Below are 19267 nucleotides of genomic sequence, written 5' to 3'. Positions count from 1 at the left end.
ATTATCGGATAATGCCCCGTGAAGCGGCCTGCAGGCTTTCGACCAACTGCCGCACGCCATCGTCCTGTTCAGCCTGCGGCACCAGTACTTCCAGCGCTTCGGCCAGTGTCAGGCCCTGACGGTACAGGGTTTTATACGCACTGCGTATCAGCTTAATGCTTTCTTTGCTGAAACCACGGCGTTTCAGACCTTCGCTGTTAATGCCGTGAGGCGTCGCCGGATAACCCAGCGCCATCACATAGGCAGGAATATCTTTTAAAACAACGGTGCCGGCACCACACATAGAGTGCGCGCCAATCAGGCAGAACTGGTGCACCTGTGTGGCACCGCCCAGAATGGCCCAATCACCGATTTTTACATGGCCGGCAACGTTGGTGTCGTTCGCCAGAATACAATTATCACCAATCACGGCATCGTGAGCGACATGCACATTCACCATAAACAGGTTATTGCTGCCGACGATGGTGGTGCCGTTATCCTGCACCGTTCCACGGTGAAAGGTACAGGCTTCACGGATCACGTTGTTATCGCCAATCACCAGCGTGGTTGGCTCACCGGCGTATTTTTTGTCCTGGCATTCTTCGCCAATACTGGAAAACTGAAAAATACGATTGTTTTTACCAATCGTTGTTGGCCCGCGCACAATAACGTGCGGGCCAATTACCGTGCCTTCGCCGATTTCTACGTCCGGGCCGATAATGGAAAAAGGACCAATTTCCACGTTTGCCGCAATGCGGGCACCGGGATCAACGATGGCTCTCGGGTCTATCATGCTTGCTCCAGATCTCTCTCAGCACAGGTGATTTCTGCCGCACAGACCACTTTATTATCAACAAGAGCACGGCAATCGAATTTCCAGATGCCACGGCGTCCGCTCATAAAACGGGCTTCAAGACAAACCTGGTCACCCGGCACAATCGGGCGCTTAAAACGCACATGATCGGCACCGGCAAAATAATACAGTGTTGTTGGCTTACGATTTTCGCCCAGCATGGTCAGCCCCAGCAATCCTGCTGCCTGGGCCATAGCTTCCAGCGTTAATACGCCGGGCATGATTGGGTGTCCGGGGAAATGGCCATTAAAGAACTCTTCATTAATGGTGACATTTTTAAGCACCCGGATATTGGCGCCGTCCTCGGCGTCAAGATTAACTTCCTGAATTCGGTCAACCAACAGGAACGGATAACGATGTGGCAAAAATTCCTGTATCTGTTGAATAGTGTGCGCTGGCATCAAGCTTTACCTTCGTGACTTTTTTCTAACTGTTGTAGCCGTTTGGCCATAGAATCAAGTTGTCGGAAGCGAGTTGCACTGCGACGCCATTCCTGCATCGGCATCTGAGCGGTACCTGTAGCGTATGCCCCTGATTCGCTGATCGATTTACTGATCAGGGTCATCGCCGCCACATGCACGCCATCCGCCAGGGCCAGATGTCCGGCGATACCGGCACCACCAGCGATCGTACAGTGCTTGCCAATGGTCGTACTGCCGGCAACACCTGAATTTCCTGCCATCGCCGTTCCCTCTCCCAGGCGCACGTTATGTGCAACCTGAACCAGGTTATCGACAATGACATGATCTTCGATGGTGGTGTTACCCAGCGCACCGCGGTCGATACAGGTATTGGCGCCGATGTCGACGTCATTACCGATACGAACCCCGCCGAGCTGTGCAATTTTATGCCAGCGGCCTTTATCCGGCGCAAAGCCGAAACCGTCAGCACCGATCACGGTACCCGAATGCACCTGCACACGCTCTCCCAATACCACATCATGGTACAGAGTGACGTTAGCGCGCAGGCAGCAATCACGGCCCAGCACACAGTGATCACTGATCACGGTATTGGCGCCGATTTCACAACCGTCACCAATCACACAATGCTCACCAATCACCACGTTAGCGGCGATGCAGACATCGTCCCCCAGCGTTGCGCTGGCAGCCACCACCGCAGAGGGGTGGATGCCGCGCACCGGTTGTGGGCGGTTATCAAACATCTGAGTCACGAGTGCAAAGCTCAGATAAGGATTGGCAACAACCAATGCAGCACCGCGCACGTCTGCCGCTTCTTTGGCACTGACAATCACCGCGCCCGCATTGCTGTCTGGCAGCTGACTGCGGTAGCTGGAGTTCGCCAGAAAGCTGACATCCGTTGCCGTTGCATCCTTGAGAGTGTTCACTCCGCGGATAACGGTATCGGCATCACCAATCAATTCGGCTCCCAATCGCTGAGCCAGTTCACCTAAGCTTAATTGCATCATCATGTCCCGAAATCGCTTATTTGGCGTTCAAGCGTTCCAACAACAACTTGGTCAGATCCGTTTTTGGTGAAGAGTAAATCACCGCACCGGACTGAAGCACCACATCATAACCGCCCTCATCGATGATTGCTTTAAGCAACTTTTCAAGTTGAGGCAACTGTGTTTGGAAAAATTCGCGCTTCCATTTTTGCTCAAGTTGCTGCAGCTTACGCCCGTAAAATTTGTACTCAGTCGATTTCTGTTCGTAATCGTTTGCCAGCTTGCGACGCTCGTCATCGCTCATCACATCGCCGTCTTTTTCAGTCTTTTCTTTCAGGGCCAGCAGGTCTTTTTCCAGACCTTTCAGCTTTTCGATATCGGCTTTATTGTCCACTTCAAACTGCTTAACCGATACTTTTGCCGCATCGGACAGGAACAATGCACGCTCCATATCAACAACGCCGACATTAGTTGTTTCTGCTGCTGCAACCTGAACACACAGTGCCGCTAATACCCCAATAAACCAACGCATCCCAGACTCCTTATTTATTTTGTCGTTACAATCAGAAAACCTGTCCCAGGGAGAACTCGAATCCTTCAGTACGGTCACCACGTTTTTCGTTCAGTGGCACCGAGTAAGTAAAGGTCAGAGGTCCGATCGCTGTGATCCAGGTCAGCCCTACCCCGGTGCTCAGACGAATCTCAGCCAGATCAATACCCTCATTACAATAAGGGTGTTTGGTGAGTGTCGGAACATCGGCATCATAAGGCACATAGCATTCACTGGTGAATGCATTCCCCGCATCAAAGAACAGAACACTGCGTACCGAGCGGCGATCCTCAATGAAAGGCAGCGGGAAAATCAGCTCGAAACTGGCTTCGGCCAGGACGTTGCCGCCCAGAGCACGTTCACTTTCGAGGTAGTAAGGCGCGGTGACAACGGAGCCATCGCTGTTGGTTTCGTATTTCGGTTTGTATTGATTGCTGTTGCTGACCAATACTGCAGCGCCGTCTTCGTCGGTTTTGTACACCACCGTTGGTGCAGAGTTATCCACCACCGGGCGACCGAGATCATCAGTTTCGTACACTACGTTGCCATCGGCATCGGTCTGTACCACGCTGACTGGCGCGTATTCCGGCAGACCTTTAGGCCCGAGACTGTTGGAGCGGTAACCACGCACCGAACCGATACCACCGGAACGGAAGTTCTTGAAGAACGGCAGGCGCTCAAGATCGCCGAAGCCATCGCCGTAACCCAGATCAGTACGCAGGCGCAGCGCCCATTCTTCAGCAATCGGGAAGTAATAGTTAGCGGTGTAACCCAGTTTAAAGTACGTCAGATCACTGCCCGGTACCGACACATCCGCAGACAGCTTGTGTTCAGTACCTGCCGTTGGGAACAGACCCCGGTTCAGGTTGTTATAACGCCAGTTCAGGCCCAGTGTGTATTCGTCGAAGTTATCGCCTTCATTATCAATGAAGTCGACAATCTCCGCCGGTACGGTGGTGCCTTCAAACATTTCGGTGTTGGCAAAACCGACCGAGAAGGACAAACGCTGACGGCTGGAAATCGGATAGCCAAAGGTCACATTACCGCCTTTGGTATTGGTCTGGTAATCGCTGACGGTATTCAGGCTGGCGTAATCCGTTTTACGGTAAAACAGATTAAAACCACGGCTTACACCGTCGATGGTGTAATACGGATTCAGGTAGGAGAAGTTATACGACTGCACGGTGTTGTTTTTCTGCACACCAAGCGACATACGGTTACCGGTGCCGAAGAAGTTATTCTGACTGACACTGGCCCCCAGAATCATACCGCTGCCACCGGCGTAACCGATGTTAAAATTCAGGCTGCCGCTGAGCTGTTCTTCAACGTTGTAATTCACATCGATCAGATCGTCGGAACCCGGAACCGCAGGGGTCTCGACGTTGACGGTTTTGAAGAAGCCGAGTTGATTCAGACGGTTTTTACCGGCATCAATTTTATCGGTTGAGGCCCAGCCACCTTCCATCTGCAGCATTTCACGACGCAGCACTTCGTCTTTAGTGCCTTCGTTACCGGTAAAGTTAATGCGACGCACGTAAGTACGTTTGCCCGGTTCAACAAAGAAGGTCAGATCGACGGTTTTCTCATCATCATGAATTTTCGGAATGCCATCAACTTTGGCAAAAGTATAACCATCGTTGCCCAAGCGTTTGGACATCAGATCGCTGGAATACGTGACTAACTGACGGGAGAAGGTATCGCCGCTTTTGATCAGGTACAGGCGGGTAAATTCAGCTTCGTCCAGCACCAGATTACCGGCCATTTTAATGTCTTTAACCGAGTACACATCCCCTTCGGTGACGTTGACGGTGATGTAGACCCCTTCTTTATCCGGGGACACCGATACCTGAGTGGATTCAATATTGAAGCGGATATAACCACGGTCGAGATAGTAAGAGCGCAGTTTTTCCAGATCGCCGGATAACTTTTCACGGCTGTATTTGTTATCACTGGAGTACCAGGACCAGAAGTTACTGGTCTGCAGCTGGAACTGCTTGAGCAGCTCGTCATCACTGAAGGCTTCGTTGCCGACAATGTTGATGTGTTCGATGGTGGCAATACTGCCTTCTTCTACATGGATTTTCAGCGATACACGGTTACGTGGCAGGCGCACCACTTCGGTTTCGATGCCGGCATCATAACGCCCCTGAGCCACATACTGACGTTCCAGTTCCAGCGAGATACGCTCCAGTGTGGAGCGTTTAAACACCAGACCTTCAGCCAGACCCGACTGTTTCAGGCCATCGAGCAGCATGTCGGTCTGAATGGCTTTGTTACCGTCAATTTCAATGCCGGTAATAGTGGGTAGTTCAACCACCTGCACAATCAGAATGTTACCGTCACGCAGCAATTGCACATCGTTAAACAAAGCGGATTTGAATAAGCGCTTGGAAGCCGTGACCAGGCGCGAGGAATCCACCTGATCGCCAACGTTCACCGGAAAAGCCTCAAATACTGTACCGGCAGACACCCGCTGCAAACCTTCAAGGCGGATATCTTCAACGACAAAGGATTCGGCGCGGACGGTGGAGGACAGTAACCCCAGGAAAAGCGTAAACAGCAAAGAACGCATGTAAATAGTTATCCAAGCAACTCGGCCATTAACTACAGCCGACTTATATCGTTGTAAAAAGCAACCAGCATCAGGCTCAGCAGCAGGAATAAACCGAGCTGCACGGCAATGATCTGAACACGTTCTGGCAGAGGTCTGCCGCGTACTACCTCAACGAGGTAAAACAGGATATGCCCGCCGTCCAACATAGGCACGGGCAATAAATTCAGCACGCCGAGAGAAATACTCAACAAGGCCAAAAATCCGATAAAGGCTTCCAGCCCTCCCGAGGCCGAAGCGCCGGCTACTTTAGCAATGGTGATAGGCCCACTCAAGTTCTTTACCGACACATCGCCCAGCAGCATCTTCCACAGGGAATCCAGGGTAAAGACAATCAGATCGGTGGTTTTGTTCACGCTGAGCCACAACCCCTGAAAAATACCGGCATGACTGGTACGCAACCAACCTTCCGGTATCTCGGGCGCGACCACTCCGGCACCGACGTAACCAATCACCGAGCCATCATCCAGTGTCTTACTGCCTGGGGTCAGGACAACATTTATCCATTCACCGTCACGTTCCAGCGTCAAAAGCTGCTCAACCCCGGCGGCGGCACGGACATGCTCTACCCAGTCATACCAGTCGGCAATGTCAGTACCATTAACCGCAACAACCCGGTCGCCTGCCTGCAACCCGGCGGCCGCGGCCGCTCCACCCGGCTGAACTTCTCCGACAACCGCCGGTACGTCCAGACGACGTGGCTCAATGCCTAACCCGGACAGCGGGTCCGGCACTTCCTGATGCGCCAGCCAATCCTGCAACTGCAATTGGGTTGAGCGCTGAGTACCGTCTGCGCCTTTCAGCGTCATGCGGATATCGGCGTCTTCCCCCAGAAAGCCCACCAACTGCCAGCTGACTTCCTGCCAGGTTGTGGTGTCATGATCGTTAATGGCCACAATTTCATCGCCACTGCGCACACCGGCAACCGCCGCCACAGAGTCGTCAGCGACCGTACCGACCACCGGTACAACACCGCTGGTGCCAGAGACAAACAGCAGCCAGTACGCCAGTAAGGCAAAAATAAAGTTGGCAACCGGGCCCGCCGAAGCAATGGCAATACGCGCCCAAGGGGATTTACGGTTAAAGGCCTGATCAAGTAAATGCTCCGGCACCGGGGCTTCGCGTTCGTCCAGCATTTTAACGTAGCCGCCCAGCGGAATCGGCGCGATGGCGTATTCCGTGCCGAGCTTATCGGTAAAGGACCAGAACGGTTTGCCAAAACCAACGGAAAAACGCAGCACCTGAACACCGCAGCGGCGAGCCACCCAAAAGTGGCCAAACTCATGAATCACCACCAGCAAACTAATGGCAATAATGAAATACAGTAAGGTCACAGGTTTACCCTCTCGTGCCCGGTTTCAGGCTGCGCCAGTGCACAGTCCCGCGCCCATTGATCAGCCGCCATAACATCCGCCAGATGCTGAATAGGCCGCACCTCATGCAGGGCCATCACCCGGGCGATCAGCGTTGGAATAAAACTGAACGCTATTTGTTCCCGCAGGAAAGCCTCAACCGCAATCTCGTTGGCGGCATTCAGCACCGCCGGCATGGTGCCACCGGCATTAAAAGCTTGCTTAGCCAGCGCCAGACAAGGAAAGGTTGTTTCATCCGGTGGGGTAAAATCAAGGCGGGCAATGCTGAACAGATCCAGCGACTGCACACCGGCATCAATACGCTGCGGCCACGCCAGACCATAAGCGATCGGGGTGCGCATATCCGGCTGGCCTAATTGCGCAATCACCGAACCATCGCAATACTGCACCATGGAATGAATAACGCTCTGTGGATGCACCACCACCTGAATATCATCCGGTGCGCAATTGAACAGAAAGCAGGCTTCAATCAGCTCCAGACCTTTATTCATCAGCGTGGCGGAATCGACGGAAATTTTCTGTCCCATTGACCAGTTGGGATGAGCCACCGCCTGCGCCGGCGTAACCTTTTCCAGCTCTGCCGCGCTGCAACCACGGAAAGGACCGCCGGATGCCGTCAGCAGAATTTTGCTGATACCGTGAGCGGCAAAATCACCGTCATAGTTATGCGGCAACGCCTGAAAAATAGCATTGTGCTCACTGTCGATCGGTAGCAAAGTGGCTCCGCCAGTGCGAACCGCCTGCATAAATAATGGCCCGGCCATCACCAGACTTTCTTTGTTGGCCAGCAGCACGCGCTTACCCGCCTCTGCCGCCGCCAGTGTGGGTAACAAACCCGCAGCGCCGACAATGGCCGCCATCACCGCATCCACGTCATTATGGGCAGCGATCATGCTTAACGCTTCGCTCCCCGCCAACACTTCGGTGGTGCAGTGGTCAGGTAAAGCCGCCTGCAGATCTGCGGCGGCCTGCGCTTCGGTCATCACCGCAAAGCGCGGTGAAAATTCGACAATATCGTCACGCATGCGCGCCACACTGCGGGCAGCACTTAAGGCAAAAATGCGGTAACGATCAGGATGTCTGCGGACAACATCGAGCGTGCTCTGGCCAATCGAACCCGAGGCCCCAAGCACGGTCAGGGTCTGGATCATGCAACCAGACCCCAGTCCAGAATCAGCATAAAGAAGGCAAATACAGGAACCGCCGCCGCCATGCTGTCGATGCGATCCAGCACACCTCCATGACCCGGCAATAACGAGGAACTGTCTTTGATACCACGATGACGCTTCATCATGCTTTCCACCAGATCGCCCAATACCGAGATCACCATGGTGATGACGGTAATGGCCAGCAGACGCCAGGCGTCATGCAGATCCATTGGCTGAACCCAGGTATGAACGCAAGCACCAAATACCAGGGCAATCAGTAAGGTGGTGGCCAAACCGCCCCAGAAGCCCGCCCAGGATTTACCCGGACTGACATGAGGCGCCAGTTTCGTGTCCCCCCATTTTTTACCGGAGAAATAAGCGCCGGTATCAGCGCCCCAGACAATCAGCATCACGTAGACGATCAGCAGAGAGCTGTGCGGCTGGGTTTTCAGATGCATGAAACCTACCCACATAGGCACCAGTACGCACAAACCTAACAGGGCGCGAATCGGGCGCGCAGCCCAGAGATCCGTTCCTCCCGGATAGCGCTTCACCAAGGCAAAGGCTACAACCCACCAGGCGGTACCAACCGCGAGGAAGCCGAGCAAATATTCGGGGTACATTTTCAGGATGCGGGCGCTGATGTAGAGGCAGACAAACACCACCAACGCATAGGCTATACGGCTCCAGTTACGCTGGTAACCGGCAATATTTGCCCATTCCCAGGCGCCAATGGTGGCAATAGCAGCAATAAAAATTGCGAATTCTTTCAGCGGCAGGAAAAAAATGCCGATGATCATCAGGGGGGCCAGCACCAGCGCTGTCAGTACGCGTTCCTTAAACACCTTGTTTCACTTCCTCTAACTGGTCGTCCGTGCGGCCAAACCGTCTTACCCGGTCTGCAAACGCAATCAACGCTTTTTGATATTCTTCTTGTTTGAAGTCGGGCCAGAAGGCATCGGAAAAGTAATATTCCGAATAGGCGGTCTGCCACAGCATAAAATTGCTGATGCGCTGCTCTCCGCCCGTCCGGATCAACAGATCCGGTGCCGGTAAATCACTCAGCCAGGTGTAACGATGAAAAACCTGCTCATCGATATCCTGTGGCTGTAACTTGCCGTCCTGCACGTCCTGGGCAACACGGCGGGCTGCCTGAGCAATATCCCACTGGCCGCCGTAATTCGCGGCAATCACCAGCGTCATTGCGTCGTTACCCGCGGTCAGCGCTTCGGCATCAGCAATCAATTGCTGAATTTTGGCGGAAAAGCCCTGCAGATCGCCCATCACCCGCAAGCGGATATTATTGCGATGCAGCTTTCTGACTTCCCGTTCCAGTGCCACCACAAACAGCTGCATCAGGGCACTGACTTCATTCGCCGGCCGACGCCAGTTTTCACTGCTGAAGGCGAATAATGTCAGTACCTGAACACCAGAACGCGCAGAGGTTTCCACCACTGCGCGCACGGCATCGACGCCAGCTTTGTGGCCGGCCACTCCGGGCATAAAACGGCGTTTAGCCCAGCGGTTGTTGCCATCCATAATAATGGCAACATGGCGTGGCACCTGGCCCTGAACGGCCTGCATATCATCAATACTGGTTGACATAAAATGTGCCGGTTTAAACCTGCATCAGGTCTTTTTCTTTGGTTGCCAGTGCGGCATCCACGTCGGCAATAAACTTATCGGTCAGCTTCTGAATCTGATCGTCACTGCCGCGCAGCTCGTCTTCAGAGATCAGTTTTTCTTTCAGCAGGTCTTTGGCTTTACCGTTGGCATCGCGACGGATGTTGCGAATCGCAACGCGGCCTTTTTCTGCTTCAGAGCGGGCTTGCTTAATGTACGTTTTACGGGTTTCTTCGGTCAGCGCCGGCATCGGCAGGCGAATGGTGTCGCCGTTGGTCGCCGGGTTCAGACCCAGGTCGGATTTCAGAATCGCACGTTCAATCAGAGGAACCAGGTTCTTTTCCCATGGGTTAATCGCCAGACTGCGGCCATCTTCCACAATGATGTTGGCCACCTGAGAAATCGCGGTTGGTGTACCGTAGTAATCCACCATTACGCCATCCAGAATAGAGGGACTTGCACGCCCGGTACGGATTTTTTTGAAAGACTCCAGCATGGCCTGAAGACTTTTATCCATACGCTCTTCAGCGTCTTTTTTAATATCGTTTACCATCGTTATTTTTCCTCACTCACGATCAGGGTGCCGTCATCGCCACCGGTCATCAGGCGGGCCAGCACTCCGGGCTCATTCATATCATAAACACGCAGTGGCATGTTATGGTCACGGGCAAGACAGATCGCAGTTAAATCCATAACACCCAACTGCTTTTCCAATACTTCCTGATAAGTCAGGCAGTCGTATTTTTCGGCATTAGGGTCTTTCTTCGGGTCGGCAGTATACACACCATCGACGTTGGTTGCCTTCAGAACAACATCGGCATTAATTTCGATACCACGCAGACAGGCCGCCGAATCGGTCGTAAAAAACGGGTTACCGGTACCGGCCGAGAAGATCACCACATCGCCGCCTTCCAGTGCACGGATAGCGCTGCGACGATCATAATGATCCACAACGCCACTCATCGGGATCGCAGACATGACACGGGTTGGCATATTGGCACGCTCAAGAGCGTCGCGCATGGCCAGCGCGTTCATTACCGTTGCCAGCATGCCCATATGATCTCCGGCAACACGGTCCAGCCCGGCTTCGCTCAGTGCTTTGCCACGAAACAGGTTGCCACCGCCAATAACCAGGCCGATCTGTACACCAATACCACGCAACTGGCCGATTTCGAGCGCCATACGATCGAGAACTTTGGGATCAATACCAAAATCCATATCGCCCATCAGGGCCTCACCACTGAGTTTCAGCAGAATGCGTTTGTATTTGGGACTTTTGTGCTCGGCCATGGAGATCTCCAGATAGATATTAAACTCGACAACAGACAGACCCGCCTGGCTGTTGCGTTACGGGATGGGCACCCCGCCTTGCGGTGAATCACCGCGCCAATACTCTGCGTATCAGCAGACACCAGACAATAGCGTTAGTTGCCTTGGTGATAAATACAAATATGCCGGGCGAGCCCGGCATATTAAAGGGTATTCAACCGCTGGTTATCCTACCCTGTGTGCTTTATCAGCCTTTCAGCTGTGCAGCAACTTCAGCAGCGAAGTCTACTTTTTCAACTTCAATGCCTTCACCCACTTCCAGACGCAGGAAGGAGATCACTTCAGCACCGGCCGCTTTCGCCAGCTGAGCGATAGTCTGTTCAGGGTTCTTAACGAACGGCTGATCCAGCAGGCTGTTTTCTTTCAGGAACTTATTGATACGGCCAACCATCATTTTTTCGACGATTTCGTCTGGCTTACCAGCCATATCTGGCTGCGCCTTGATGATTTCTTTTTCTTTCTCAACAACTTCAGCAGGCATGTCTTCAGCGCGCACAACACGTGGGTTAGCCGCCGTTACATGCATTGCGATGTCTTTAGCCAGCTCTTCATCGCCACCGTTCATGGCAACGATACAAGCGATTTTGCCATTGGAGTGAACATAAGCACCCACAGTAGCCGCTTCAATAACTGCCGGACGACGCACCGTAATGTTTTCACCGATTTTCTGAACCAGAGCCATACGGGCTTCTTCCAGATCTCCGTCCATCAGCTTGGCAACATCAACTTCTTTGGTTTCAGCCAGTTTAGCTACAACCTTGTCAGCGAATGCATTGAAGTTTGCATCACCGGCAGCGAAGTCAGTTTCAGAGTTCACTTCAACAGCAACCGCAACACCCGCATTCACGATCACACGAATTTTGCCTTCGGCAGCCGTACGGTCAGCTTTTTTAGCTGCTTTCAGACCGGAGTTTTTACGCAGGTTTTCAATCGCCAGCTCGATATCACCGTCGGTTTCAACCAGTGCTTTTTTGCACTCCATCATGCCCAGACCGGTACGTTCACGCAGTTCTTTAACCTGAGCAGCAGAAATATTTGCCATGTGTGTAATCCTCTTCAGTTAACTTGTCAGTAAATTGCACCTAAAAAAAAGGGGGCAAGCCCCCTTTTTCCGAGCGTCTGAGATTACTCAGCCGCTTCCTGTGCAGGCGCTTCTGCTGCTACTTCGACGAATTCGTCTGCAGCCACACCATTTTGCTGCTTGCCTTCCAGTACGGCGTCTGCGATGGCAGAAGCGTAGATCTGGATAGCACGGATAGCATCGTCGTTACCTGGGATAACGTAATCGATACCGTCAGGGTTAGAGTTGGTATCAACCACACCAATAACCGGGATACCCAGTTTGTTGGCTTCCTGAACCGCGATGCGCTCATGGTCAACGTCGATCACGAACAGTACGTCCGGCAGACCGCCCATTTCCTTGATACCACCGATAGAACGCTCCAGCTTCTCCATTTCACGGGTACGCATCAGAGCTTCTTTTTTGGTCAGCTGTTCGAAAGTACCATCGTTTTGTTGCGCTTCGAGGTCACGCAGACGCTTGATAGACTGACGGATGGTTTTGTAGTTGGTCAGCATACCGCCTAACCAGCGGTGTGCGACGAAAGGCATGCTTGAACGCTCAGCCTGCTCTTTCATGATCTTACCTGCAGCGCGCTTGGTACCAACAAAGAGAACTTTGTTGTTACGGGCAGCCATAGACTCAACCAGCTTCAGCGCGTCGTTCAGCGCCGGAACGGTGTGCTCCAGGTTGATGATGTGAATCTTGTTACGCGCACCGAAAATGTATTTGCCCATTTTCGGATTCCAGTAACGGGTCTGGTGACCGAAGTGTACGCCTGCTTTCAGCAGGTCACGCATGCTTACTTGTGCCATGATAACTACCTTAATTAAGTTGGGTTAGGCCTCCACGTACCCGCTTCTCCGACCCTCACCAGTCACTGGCGGGGCACCCCGGATCAACGTTGTGATACGTGTGTGTCATTTACATGGAACGGATCAGTCCGTTTCACGGCGATTTTTCGCGGGCGCTTTATACCACTTTCAGCCATCCAACACCAGTACTAAACGGTACGTCAATGGCGCCCCCCTCCCCCCAGGCAACAAGCCGCAACAGTGCGGATCAACCAGCAACGGGTGAAAAACGCACGCAAATCAGCCTGCCATTTCATGGCGGCAGCCATCATTGATTGTCGCTATGACGACCATTGGTTCACGCCGCTGCCGACAACCAGTACAATGGTTGCCTATCCAAGTCTGATGAACAGGTAAAAAATCTCCCTATGAGTGTCATCATCAAGTCCGCTGAGGACATCGAGAAAATGCGTATTGCCGGACGTCTGGCCGCCGAAGTACTGGAAATGATCGGCCCTTACGTCAATCCCGGTGTATCCACCGGTGAGCTCGACCGCATCTGCCATGACTACATTGTGAATGTTCAGCAGGCCATTCCCGCACCGCTTAACTACCGTGGTTTTCCTAAATCGATCTGTACCTCGATCAATCAGGTGATCTGCCACGGTATTCCGAGTGATGACAAAATCCTGAAGAAAGGCGACATCATCAATATCGACATCACCGTGATCAAAGACGGTTATCACGGCGATACCAGTAAGATGTTCTTTGTTGGCGAGGGCAGTCCGGCCAACCAACGTCTGGTAGAGATCACCCAGGAGTGCCTGTATCTCGGCATTGATCTGGTCAAACCCGGCGCCCGCCTCGGTGATATCGGTCATGTGATTCAACAGCACGCCGAAAGCAATCACTATTCAGTGGTACGCGAATATTGCGGCCATGGTATCGGTACGGTCTTCCATGAAGATCCGCAGGTACTGCATTACGGTCGCCCAGGCACCGGACTGGAGCTACAAGCCGGCATGATCTTTACCATCGAGCCGATGATCAACCAGGGCACGCGCTTTAATAAGCTGATGAAAGACGGCTGGACCGTGGTCACCAAAGACCGCAAACCTTCCGCGCAATGGGAGCACACCATTCTGGTGACAGAGACAGGCGCAGAAGTGCTGACCCGTCGCCAGGAAGAAACCCGGTTCGGGCAATAACGGATGGATGCCGTGGCGCCTGCGTTACCCTCGATCGACTCGCAGCAGTTATTGGCGGATCTGCAGGCGGCGGTTTCACCGCTGCCGGTGGTTAAACCCCTGCTGAAACGCATTCAGGAAGAGGCTCATGCTTACTTCCGCGCCACACTGGACGCCAGCACTCTGATCCCCCTGCGCGCCCGGCTGATCGACCAGATACTGCAATGCCTGTGGCTTAACAGCCAGTTGCCCGCCGCCGATCTCGCCCTCGTGGCCGTTGGTGGTTACGGTCGCGGCGAGCTTCACCCTCACTCCGATATCGACGTACTGCTGCTGGCCCGCAACGAAGATGCAATCAACGCCAACAGTGATGCCCTGCAGGGCTTTATTACCCTGCTGTGGGATCTGAAACTGGATGTTGGCCACAGCGTCCGTACGCTGGATGAGTGTGTCAGTGAAGCGGAAAAAGACCTCACCATCATCACCAATATGATGGAAAGCCGCACACTGGCTGGCGACACGCAGTTGCACCAGCAGCTGAAAGAAGCCACTGCGGCCGACAGAATCTGGCCTGCCCAGGCATTTTTTACCGCCAAGTGGCAGGAAGTGCAGGCACGCCACCGCAAGCACAACGACTCCGAATACAATCTTGAGCCCAATGTAAAAAATTCACCGGGTGCTCTGCGGGATATTCAGACCATCACCTGGGTCACGATGCGTCATTTTGGTCAGGGCAGCCTGCTGGCACTTCAGGACAAAGGCTTCCTGACAAACTTTGAATTTGAACGCCTGGAACGCAGCCGCCATTTTCTCTGGCAGGTCCGCTACGCCCTGCACATGCTGGCCGGTCGTGAAGAAGACCGTCTGCTGTTTGATCTGCAGCGCGAAATAGCCGAACTGCTTGGCTTCAGCGATGATAAAAATCAGCTCGGCGTTGAGCGCTTTATGCTGCGTTTTTACCGTAATCAACTGGCCACAACCGAGTTGTCCGATTTACTACTGCTGCATTTCAATGAAGATTTTATGAAATGCGACAAGGTCAATGAAATTGAAACGCTGAACGAATACTTCGTTCTCTGTAATGGCTACCTGCAATTAATCGATAAAGATTTATTCGCCCGCGAGCCGGACTGGTTACTGCGCGTATTTCTGTTGATGGCGAAAACACCGCAGGCTAAAGGCATTCACTCCGATACCATCCGTGCCCTGCGTGACCACCGCAATCTGATTGACGATGCCTACCGCAGCAACCCGGATAATAACCAGATTTTTATGCAGCTGATGCGCAATCGCTCGCGCGTGGTACGCGAGCTGTTACGCATGATGCGCTATGGCATCCTTGGCCGTTATATCCCTGAGTTCGGTCATATTATCGGCATGATGGAACACGACCTGTTCCATATTTACACCGTCGATGAACACAGTTTCCGCATGATGCGCTTCCTGCGCCATCTGCGTTTTGGTGATGTACGTGAACGCTTCCCGATAGCCTCACGCCTGATCCACAAAGTGCAGAAAAAAGAAATTCTGTATCTGGCTGCCCTGCTGCACGATACCGGCAAAAGCATAGAAGGTGACCATACCGCCAATGGCGGTGAGATCGCCTCAGCGTTCTGCCGCCAGCATAATTTACGCCCCACCGACAGCCACATGGTGGCCTGGCTGTGCGCCTCACATCTGGTTATGTCACAGGCGTCACAACGTCTGGATCTGAATAATCCGGATGACATTCATCAGTTTGCGCTGGAAATGGGCGATCAGAATCATCTTGATCTGCTGTACCTGATTTCTGTTGCTGACATTGTCAGCACCAACCCGAAACTCTGGACCAGCTGGCGTGCTGAACAGATGCGCGACCTGTACCGCAATACTCAGGCAGCCCTGCGCCGCGGACTCGGAAATCCGATCAATAAAGAAGATTGGATTGAAGAAATCCAGCAGGAATCGATCAGTCAACTGATGGCCAAAGGTCTGAGCGAAGAACGCATTCTGCAAATCTGGGGTGAGCCCGGCGATGATTATTTCCTGCGCGAAGGCATCGATAACATCGTCTGGCAAACGCTGGAAATTCACGCTCATGGCAGCAGCGGTAAACCGCTGGTATCCATCCGGCCGACGTCTGACCGTCAGTTTGAAGGGGCAACCCAGATCTTTATTTTCATGAAAGATCAGCTGAATTTATTTGCCGCCACCACCGCAACACTGGATCAGCTCAACCTGAATATTCAGGACGCCCGCATTATGACTTCCGAGCAGGAACATAACGCGGTCGATACCTACATTGTTCTGGATGAAAATAACGAACCGATCGACGATCCGCAGCGAATAGAAAAAATCCGTGAAACTCTGATTGAAGCGCTGTCACACCCGGAAGAATATTCGACCATTATTCAACGCCGCACACCAAGAGTGCTGAAGCAATTTCAGGTAGAAACTCAGGTGTCTATGAGCAACGACCCGGTGATGCAGCGCACGGTACTGGAGGTGATTGCCGCCGACCGGCCAGGCCTGCTGGCACGCATGGGGGCTATTTTTGCCGAATTCGGCGCACAGATGCAGGGAGCGAAAATTCTGACCGAAGGCGAACGGGTCTCGGATATTTTCTTTATTCTCGACAGCAACGGCCAGCCATTTTCCGATGCCGCACAATGCCACAAACTTCAGGATGCCATCATTCACGGTCTGGAAGAACAGGTCGAAGCCCAATCTGCCGTATAATTCGAAGGGTTCGGTCGAAAAATAGCGCTCATTTTTCGACTGAAGCCACGCTACAGTATCTCCAATAACAGTACCGGTTAAAGGTGAACAAGGAGATTTCTGATGAACGAACGGCACCTGCAGCACATTATCCCCAGCCACCCCACATCTGATGGCGACGGTGTAAAAATCCGCCGGGTTGCGTTGTTTGATCAACCTGTCGCCGACCCTTTCCTGATGATCGATGAGTTACTGTCTGATAATCCGGATGATTTTATCGGCGGCTTTCCGCCACACCCTCATCGCGGCATGGAGACACTGACGTATCTGCGCCTTGGCAGTCTCGAACATCGCGACCATATGGGAAATAAAGGCATGATTAACAGCGGCGGTGCCCAATGGATGTCGGCAGGACGCGGAATCATTCACAGCGAAATGCCCGCACGGGAGATGCAGCAACTGCATGGCTTTCAACTCTGGATTAATCTGCCGGCCAAAGACAAAATGCAGCCGCCGAAATACCGTGATGTCAGCGCGACAGAGATTCCATCTGTCACACTGACAAACGGCGTCCAGCTACGCGTCATTGCAGGCCCATGGCAGATTGATGGCAACAACATTCAGGGGCCACTGAATGACCTGGCCGCAAGCGCGGGCTATCTGGACATTGAATTACCGGCAGGCAGCAATCTCAGCTTACCGACATCTGTACAGCAGAATATCGTCGCCTTTGTTTATCAGGGGCAACTGCAAACTCAACCGCTGGCACCAGAAAAGTCGTTACTGGTATTCAGCAAGGGTGAACAATTGACTCTGAATGCACAGAGTGACACCAAACTGCTGCTGTTAAGCGGTGAAAGCATTGGTGAAAAAGTGGTTCATTACGGTCCCTTTGTCATGAACAGCGTCGCCGAAATTGAACAGGCCATTCAGGATTACAACGCCGGGCGTTTTGGCCGCGAGTGAGCCCGAATACCCATAGTGCATCGCTAAAAACAAAAAAAGGGCCAATGGCCCTTTTTTGTTTTTCAGAACAGTATCAGTTGCTGTCAGCGCCTGGTTTTTTACGTTTAATCGGCGCAAAACCTTCGGAATCCATTAATGTTCCGGTGTTTTTTGGACGACTTGGGCGTGGACCCAGTTTTTTCTTTTCTGAGCTATTTTTACTGCCTGCCCTTGCGCCTGAAGCTTTTGCGGCGGCGGCTTTTTTACCAGCCTTAGGCTTCTTCTTCGCTCCAGCCGCTTTACCTGATGCCTTCAGTTTTTTCGGACCACGATAATTACCCTTCAGCTCAGGGATTTCACGTGACTCCATCAACTGCTGTAAATAGCGTTCAATGGACGCTTTCAGATTCCATTCATGAGCAGCAATCAAGCTGATGGCCAGGCCGGTTTTTCCTGCACGACCTGTGCGACCTATGCGATGAACATACTCATCGCCTTTACGCGCCAGGTCATAGTTGATGACCAGATCCATACCTTCAACATCCAGACCACGGGCAGCAACATCGGTGGCGATCAGAATATTGCGCTTACCTTCACGCAGAGACTGCATCACATAGTTACGTTCGTCCTGGGTCATATCGCCATGCAACATAGCAATACCGTTACGATGACGACGCAGAAATTCGTTCAGACGCTGCACTTCAATGCGCTTATTCACAAAGATAATGGCTTTGTCGTAAGTTTCATTGGCCAACAACCAGACCAGCAAGCGATCTTTATGCGCATTATCGTCCGCCAGAATGCGTTGCTGGCGAATATACTCATGCTGATCCTGCACAGTATGAGTGGTGATTACTTCCGGCTCACGCAACATCGCACGGGCAATACGGCCAATACCTTCATGACGCAGTGTCGCCGACAGCATAAACGTCTGACGCTCTTTGTTGGCGTGAGACACCACCAGATTCATGTCTTCAGCAAACCCCATATCGAGCATGCGGTCAGCCTCGTCCAGAATCAGGAATTCCAAATCTTTCAGCTCTGCGGAACCACGCTTAATATGATCGACCAGACGTCCGGGGGTAGAAATAATGATTTCCGGATTTTTGCGCAGCACAGCAGCCTGGTATTTGAACTCGTCGCCACCGGTTAGCAGACCAACATTCAAATGGGTCAGATCGGCAAACTGCTGTGCCGTCTTAAATACCTGACGAGCTAATTCCCGCGTAGGCACCATCACCAGAGCACGGGTTGCCGCATTAGGTGCTGCAGCTCTGTTCAATAACAATTCCATAACAGGCAACAGATAGGCCAGCGTTTTACCACTACCGGTTTCTGCGCAAACCTGAACATCCTTTCCCGCCAATGCCAAAGGAAGCATCAGCTCCTGAACTTCAGTCGGGGTAGAAATATTAAGCTGTTCCAGGCCTGTCAGCAGACGGGCATTAAATTCGATATTGGCAAACAAAGGATTACTCTCACGTATCAACTGAATTGCAGTATAACAAAAGCGCGGCATCACCACCGGTTAAGTTATTGCAGGTATTTTATTCAGACAAATACTGAACGGCAGGATGCTGTTCCGCACAGCGAAGCTGCCTGAAGGGTTGGCACAGGGAAGTGCCCATATGAAAAAACCCCAACCGCATAGCGATTGGGGTTTTAGAATAAGAGCTTGACGATGACCTACTCTCACATGGGGATGCCCCACAC

17 protein-coding genes are annotated in these 19267 nt (G+C 52.5%); 3 read left to right on the top strand and 14 right to left on the bottom strand.

What is annotated here, in order from left to right; all coding sequences use genetic code 11:
* Nucleotide 1 precedes the first annotated feature (1 nt).
* The 13 genes from lpxA to rpsB form a co-directional block, all read right to left on the bottom strand.
* Nucleotides 2–772 (bottom strand): acyl-ACP--UDP-N-acetylglucosamine O-acyltransferase, encoded by a 771-nt coding sequence (gene lpxA / locus NYR02_RS04830; RefSeq protein WP_260975267.1) that lies wholly within the window; start codon nucleotides 770–772, stop codon nucleotides 2–4.
* A complete protein-coding gene (fabZ, locus tag NYR02_RS04825) occupies nucleotides 769–1233 on the bottom strand; it encodes a 3-hydroxyacyl-ACP dehydratase FabZ (RefSeq protein WP_260975266.1) in 465 nt (154 codons plus the stop codon). Before fabZ ends, lpxA begins: the two co-directional genes overlap by 4 nt.
* On the bottom strand, nucleotides 1233–2255 hold the full coding sequence (lpxD, locus tag NYR02_RS04820) for a UDP-3-O-(3-hydroxymyristoyl)glucosamine N-acyltransferase (protein ID WP_260975265.1): 1023 nt from the start codon (nucleotides 2253–2255) through the stop codon (nucleotides 1233–1235). The genes fabZ and lpxD overlap by 1 nt, the downstream gene beginning before the upstream one ends.
* A gap of 19 nt (nucleotides 2256–2274) precedes the next feature.
* A complete protein-coding gene (locus tag NYR02_RS04815; protein WP_260975264.1) occupies nucleotides 2275–2850 on the bottom strand; it encodes an OmpH/Skp family outer membrane protein in 576 nt (191 codons plus the stop codon).
* Nucleotides 2801–5359: an outer membrane protein assembly factor BamA gene (bamA, locus tag NYR02_RS04810; protein ID WP_260975263.1), complete on the bottom strand. Its 2559-nt coding sequence runs from the start codon at nucleotides 5357–5359 to the stop codon at nucleotides 2801–2803. The genes NYR02_RS04815 and bamA overlap by 50 nt, the downstream gene beginning before the upstream one ends.
* Before the next feature lie 32 nt (nucleotides 5360–5391).
* Nucleotides 5392–6732 (bottom strand): RIP metalloprotease RseP, encoded by a 1341-nt coding sequence (gene rseP, locus NYR02_RS04805; protein WP_260975262.1) that lies wholly within the window; start codon nucleotides 6730–6732, stop codon nucleotides 5392–5394.
* Complete coding sequence (gene ispC, locus NYR02_RS04800; RefSeq protein WP_260975261.1) at nucleotides 6729–7922, bottom strand: 1-deoxy-D-xylulose-5-phosphate reductoisomerase; 1194 nt, start codon at nucleotides 7920–7922, stop codon at nucleotides 6729–6731. The genes rseP and ispC overlap by 4 nt, the downstream gene beginning before the upstream one ends.
* Nucleotides 7919–8764 (bottom strand): phosphatidate cytidylyltransferase, encoded by an 846-nt coding sequence (locus NYR02_RS04795; RefSeq protein WP_260975260.1) that lies wholly within the window; start codon nucleotides 8762–8764, stop codon nucleotides 7919–7921. The genes ispC and NYR02_RS04795 overlap by 4 nt, the downstream gene beginning before the upstream one ends.
* Nucleotides 8757–9524 carry an isoprenyl transferase gene (locus NYR02_RS04790; protein ID WP_260975259.1) on the bottom strand — a complete coding sequence of 256 codons (768 nt, stop codon included), beginning with the start codon at nucleotides 9522–9524 and terminating at the stop codon, nucleotides 8757–8759. The genes NYR02_RS04795 and NYR02_RS04790 overlap by 8 nt, the downstream gene beginning before the upstream one ends.
* A gap of 13 nt (nucleotides 9525–9537) precedes the next feature.
* Nucleotides 9538–10095: a ribosome recycling factor gene (frr, locus tag NYR02_RS04785; protein WP_260975258.1), complete on the bottom strand. Its 558-nt coding sequence runs from the start codon at nucleotides 10093–10095 to the stop codon at nucleotides 9538–9540.
* Nucleotides 10096–10097: 2 nt separating this feature from the next.
* Nucleotides 10098–10832: a UMP kinase gene (gene pyrH, locus NYR02_RS04780; protein ID WP_260975257.1), complete on the bottom strand. Its 735-nt coding sequence runs from the start codon at nucleotides 10830–10832 to the stop codon at nucleotides 10098–10100.
* A gap of 226 nt (nucleotides 10833–11058) precedes the next feature.
* On the bottom strand, nucleotides 11059–11913 hold the full coding sequence (gene tsf, locus NYR02_RS04775) for a translation elongation factor Ts (protein ID WP_260975256.1): 855 nt from the start codon (nucleotides 11911–11913) through the stop codon (nucleotides 11059–11061).
* Between the two features lie 83 nt (nucleotides 11914–11996).
* Complete coding sequence (gene rpsB, locus NYR02_RS04770) at nucleotides 11997–12746, bottom strand: 30S ribosomal protein S2 (protein WP_260975255.1); 750 nt, start codon at nucleotides 12744–12746, stop codon at nucleotides 11997–11999.
* A gap of 407 nt (nucleotides 12747–13153) precedes the next feature.
* Between rpsB and map the strand changes: the two genes are divergently transcribed.
* The 3 genes from map to NYR02_RS04755 all read left to right on the top strand — a co-directional run bounded on the left by map (nucleotide 13154) and on the right by NYR02_RS04755 (nucleotide 17575).
* Complete coding sequence (gene map / locus NYR02_RS04765) at nucleotides 13154–13933, top strand: type I methionyl aminopeptidase (RefSeq protein WP_260975254.1); 780 nt, start codon at nucleotides 13154–13156, stop codon at nucleotides 13931–13933.
* Nucleotides 13934–13945: 12 nt separating this feature from the next.
* Complete coding sequence (glnD, locus tag NYR02_RS04760) at nucleotides 13946–16630, top strand: [protein-PII] uridylyltransferase (protein ID WP_420864295.1); 2685 nt, start codon at nucleotides 13946–13948, stop codon at nucleotides 16628–16630.
* A 102-nt stretch (nucleotides 16631–16732) separates the two neighbouring features.
* Nucleotides 16733–17575, top strand: a complete 843-nt coding sequence (locus NYR02_RS04755; protein WP_260975252.1) for a pirin family protein — start codon at nucleotides 16733–16735, stop codon at nucleotides 17573–17575.
* 73 nt (nucleotides 17576–17648) lie between these two features.
* Here the strand turns inward: NYR02_RS04755 and NYR02_RS04750 are convergent, their stop codons facing one another.
* Nucleotides 17649–19022 carry a DEAD/DEAH box helicase gene (locus NYR02_RS04750; RefSeq protein WP_260975251.1) on the bottom strand — a complete coding sequence of 458 codons (1374 nt, stop codon included), beginning with the start codon at nucleotides 19020–19022 and terminating at the stop codon, nucleotides 17649–17651.
* Between the last annotated feature and the right edge of the window lie 245 nt (nucleotides 19023–19267).

The organism is Thalassolituus pacificus, assembly GCF_025318105.1.
GTDB lineage: Bacteria > Pseudomonadota > Gammaproteobacteria > Pseudomonadales > Oceanobacteraceae > Venatoribacter > Venatoribacter pacificus.
Note: the sequence above shows the minus strand (reverse complement) of the source record. Positions and strands in the feature narration are given on the sequence as shown.